This is a genomic window from bacterium, from assembly GCA_040753085.1.
In the GTDB taxonomy this organism is placed as follows: Bacteria; UBA9089; JASEGY01; order JASEGY01; family JASEGY01; genus JASEGY01.
In genome coordinates, this window is the sequence record JBFMHI010000205.1 from 1 (window position 1) to 3,942 (window position 3,942).

The window sequence follows — 3,942 nt, forward strand, 5'->3', positions numbered from 1 at the left end:
CCCAAAAAAGGCATTAAGCAAAGTAAACCTCCCAGAACCATAAAACCTGGGGCATAAGGCCGGCTTTTTCTTCTCATCACGTTCCTTTCGTTTTGAATTAAGGGAAGTGTTTAGCCACAAAGACACACTAGATTAAAGAATTATTTCTTAATAGCTCAACACAACAGTAAGCCAGTCGTTAAAGACTGTTCTGAAAGTTCCAGAACTGCTACTCTATTGCTCTACTGCTCTCTAAGACACATACTTTTTAATAAGTAACATATTGATTAAAAAACCCACCTCCTTTTTACCACAAAGACACTCACTTCATCAACAATTTCCCCTTCGTGTCTTCGTGCCTTGGTGGCTGAACGGTTACGAATTAAGGACTAAAACCACTTATCTTATATTTTACCACATTACGTTAAATAAGTCAACTAAAAATTTAAAAATTTCTCAGGTTTTTTTCATGTTCTGTTTTCTTTATCGACAAAACTACTGGCCACCTTTAGCTTTAAAATCCGCGATCATTTACGTCAGATAAAAATAACTGTCGGATAAAATTTGGCTGCAAAAAGGCCCGGCGGTGAATATCAGCGTTATAATATTTAGCGGTCAGGCGAGTTTGCTGGTATCTTTGAGTCTGGAAATCCTTTACCGGATCGAAACTCTTGGCTCCGCAGACAAAGCCCCAGTCAAAATTGGAATAGCCTGGAACCGGCACACTAAAGAACCTGGAGATAGGGAATATCTCTTTAACCCGGCCAAAGATATTCTTTATTTGCTCCGGGAGATAAAAAGGACTGCCAATCTGGGCGACCATGAGGCCCTTTTCTTTCAGAGCCTCGGCACAATCCTTATAAAAATCAACCGACACCAGCCCTTCAGCTATTCCTACCGGATCAGTGGAATCAATCAGGATGCAGTCGTATTCAGTCTTTTTTTCTTTGACAAATTTTATGCCGTCAGTAATAATAATATTGACCTTTTCATTTTCCAAACCGCAGCTTGTGGTAGGGAAAAAACGCCTCGAGACCTGGATAACCTCTCCATCGATTTCAACCAGGTCTATCCTGGCCACACAATCATGTTTGGCTATCTCCCTCACTGTCCCCCCGTCTCCTCCCCCAATGACTAAAACATCACGTGGGTCAGGATGAGAAAAGAGTGGGATATGAGCGATCGACTCGTGGTAAATAAACTCATCCCTTTCCGTAAACATTATGCAATCATCCAGGACAAGTATTCGGCCATAATCATAAGAGTCAAAGACATCTATTTGCTGGTAATGGCTGCGGCCACTGTAAAGCGCGGCTTTAATTTTTAAGGTCAAGCCGGCATTAGGGGAAAAAGTTCCGGTGAACCAAAATGGCATGTTATAACTCCTTGTAACCGTTCACCTCACCACGGAGGCACAGAGACACTGAGAAAAATCTGAGAGTTCCAGAACTGCTGCTCTATTACTCTAATGTTCTCTACAACACATACTTTTTAATAAGTAGCACATCAAAATTGATTAAAAAACCAGACCCCTTTTTACCACGAAGACACAAAGAGACTAAATTCATAAGTAATTTTCCCTTCGTATTTTTGTGCCTTGGTGGCTGAACGGTTACTGATATCTGTCTTCTGAATTACTGGCCGTGCACCTACCTTCGATCCCACTTCCTTAGGCGATACCCAGGCAGCCGGCTCCAATTAGGCCCCCCTGCGACACACCCCAGGATTACTTACCGCTGCTTCCTTCCGGACCTGACGGGGTTGGGTAATCTGAGATTACGCAGGACCCAATTATCATTACCACTTACCTTGGCCGGCCGCTAAGAAAATAAAAACCTCGGATAGGAATTCAACCCTGCTATAGCGGATTGCAGGTTCAGGGCACCGCTAACTCCCCGTCTAGCACGGCCAAATTCAATTGTCAATTATTTTTTAGTAACCGTTCAGCACATGATGCTGGATGCTCGATGCTCGATGCTCGATCTTCGATGCTGGTAAAGGATCCAGTATCCAGGATCGAGCATCGAACATCGAGTTTGTGCCTTAGTGGCTGAACGCTTACAATTTAAGGGAAGAGCACAATACCATCTTTGGCCATTCTATCAATGGTCTGTTTCATCTCTTCGTATTCTTCACTACAATAAACATGTGGCTCAAGCCCTAAAATACCAAGTAGCCTCTTAGAAAGGGAATAGATCTCTTCCCTTCTCTTTCCTTTATAGATGATGAGAAGGTCTATATCACTCCCTACGGTGTAATTATCCTTCGCATAAGAACCAAAGAGGATTCCGGACTCAAGAGGTAGATTTTCCCCTAAGGCCTTCAGGCCGGCGCGGATTCTTTCGATGACCTCTTCTCTTTTAAATCTTGGATAGAATATCCTTACAGCACTGGATGATCTTTTCTGCATATTCGATAGACCTCCTTGCTTCCCCTTTGGTATATCGATATCTTGGCGCACCTGAGGGATGAGCATTGGGGTATCTTGTGGGAATGTATGCCTTATCCAGTTCGAGAGCGGCATCAATCAAATCCTCAGAAAGACTATGATGTCTGGACAATTCAGTAAGTAAATCCGAAACAGAATGCCCCCAGGCCTCTGCCCCCATCTTTTGAAAGACTGCCTTACAAGCCTTTTCTGCTGCCTGTTGGGCAGAAAAGCAGGCCCAATTATAAAAGCTCCGCTCCATATCACTTCGGGCATGTTCTAAATCACCCTCTGCCTCTTCTATCCAATCTTTACTTCTCTCCATAAATTGAGCTCCAATTTACCCTTGGTGGCCTACTACTGCAATGCAACATAAGTTATTGATAGTCGTTTCTCTTTCTTTTAACCAAAAACTTTTGCAGAAAATTCAAGATATAAAGCCACGGATTAACACAGATTGAACACGGATAAACACAAAATATATTTTATTTTCTTGAAATTAAAGAAGTTATGCTAAAGAAAAATGTTCATTGATTCTCACAAAAATCACAAGAATAAATTCTTGTAGAGAGTTAGTTCTTATCTGTGTCCATCCGTGTAAATCTGTGGCTTATAAAAAAAGACGATAGATTCGATTTCGTGCAAAACTTAGGTTTAAAAACCACGAAGCACACGAAGAATTATAGAACAAATCTTTTAAATCCCATTTACCTTACCCTTAATTACTTTCTTCGTGAACTTCGTGCTCTTCGTGGTTTATCTTCGTTAACCACTAAAGCAGCAAAAATTAATGTTACAGAGCGCTATGGACGGTGGACCGTCGACGTTAGACTGGCGCCGTTAATGCTCTATCTCTTTAAGGTAACGCTCAAAATCAAACTCAGGGCTTTGTTCTTGGGTATGACATGTGCGGCAATCAGCTTCTTCCATTTGACCGTAGCCAGGTTGAGGGTTCTGGATATGATTGCTTCCTACCCCATGACAACTTTCACAACCAACGCCGGCTAAGTGAGGTGTTTTCTCCTGATTTATGAAACCGGTGACAAAACCAAAACCCACCGTATGACAACGAACACATTCAGGATTGAATTGCCGGTTCTTTTTGACCAGTGTTTCATAAGCGTGGGCATGCGGGTTCCCCTCCCATATCTTAAAGGCCTCTTTATGGCAAATCTGACAGGACTTGCTTCCCCGGTACACCCCTCCCCGTGAAGGTTCTTCTCTTTTTTCCTTTTCCAATAGCCCTTCGTTCTTGACAATTTCATGGTAGGTCTCCAGTAGGGAAGCGATCCGAGGTGAATCAGGGATCTTTTCGGAAAGCGCCGTTACCTGAAGTTGAGCCTCCTTAATCTCACCGGATCGGTCGAGGCTGAGATCGATCCTCCCCAAATATTTACCTTCCTGGCCGGTAGTCAGGATAAGGGTTTTACCTGCCTTAATCGGGGTTTCTATTGGTTCTTCTGCCTCATTGCCGGAGATAACGACATCTATGGCCGGAAAGCGCTTAGCTAACTCTTCTGCCTGGGCCTCTTGGC

Annotated in this window: 4 protein-coding genes and 1 other RNA gene; all 5 read right to left on the reverse strand. The window is 43.1% G+C overall.

All coding sequences use genetic code 11. The features are described 5' to 3' along the window. Positions 1-493 precede the first annotated feature (493 nt). The gene (gene speE / locus AB1797_13455; GenBank protein ID MEW5768593.1) at positions 494-1,354 is read right to left on the reverse strand and encodes a polyamine aminopropyltransferase; all 861 of its coding nucleotides are present in this window, start codon (positions 1,352-1,354) and stop codon (positions 494-496) included. 266 nt (positions 1,355-1,620) lie between these two features. Further along, positions 1,621-1,887, reverse strand: an RNA gene (gene ffs / locus AB1797_13460) — signal recognition particle sRNA large type. A 157-nt stretch (positions 1,888-2,044) separates the two neighbouring features. Continuing rightward, positions 2,045-2,389 carry a nucleotidyltransferase domain-containing protein gene (locus AB1797_13465; GenBank protein MEW5768594.1) on the reverse strand — a complete coding sequence of 115 codons (345 nt, stop codon included), beginning with the start codon at positions 2,387-2,389 and terminating at the stop codon, positions 2,045-2,047. Then, the gene (locus AB1797_13470; GenBank protein ID MEW5768595.1) at positions 2,340-2,732 is read right to left on the reverse strand and encodes a HEPN domain-containing protein; all 393 of its coding nucleotides are present in this window, start codon (positions 2,730-2,732) and stop codon (positions 2,340-2,342) included. Before AB1797_13470 ends, AB1797_13465 begins: the two co-directional genes overlap by 50 nt. A 515-nt stretch (positions 2,733-3,247) precedes the next feature. Next, positions 3,248-3,942 (reverse strand): multiheme c-type cytochrome (locus AB1797_13475; protein ID MEW5768596.1); only part of this gene is annotated, 695 nt, incomplete at its 5' end.

Excerpts from the sequence above, each read along its gene's own strand:
- AB1797_13470 (MEW5768595.1), bottom strand. The coding sequence starts at position 2,732 with ATGGAGAGAAGTAAAGATTGGATAGAAGAGGCAGAGGGTGATTTAGAA.
- AB1797_13465 (MEW5768594.1), bottom strand. The coding sequence starts at position 2,389 with ATGCAGAAAAGATCATCCAGTGCTGTAAGGATATTCTATCCAAGATTT.
- speE (MEW5768593.1), bottom strand. The coding sequence starts at position 1,354 with ATGCCATTTTGGTTCACCGGAACTTTTTCCCCTAATGCCGGCTTGACC.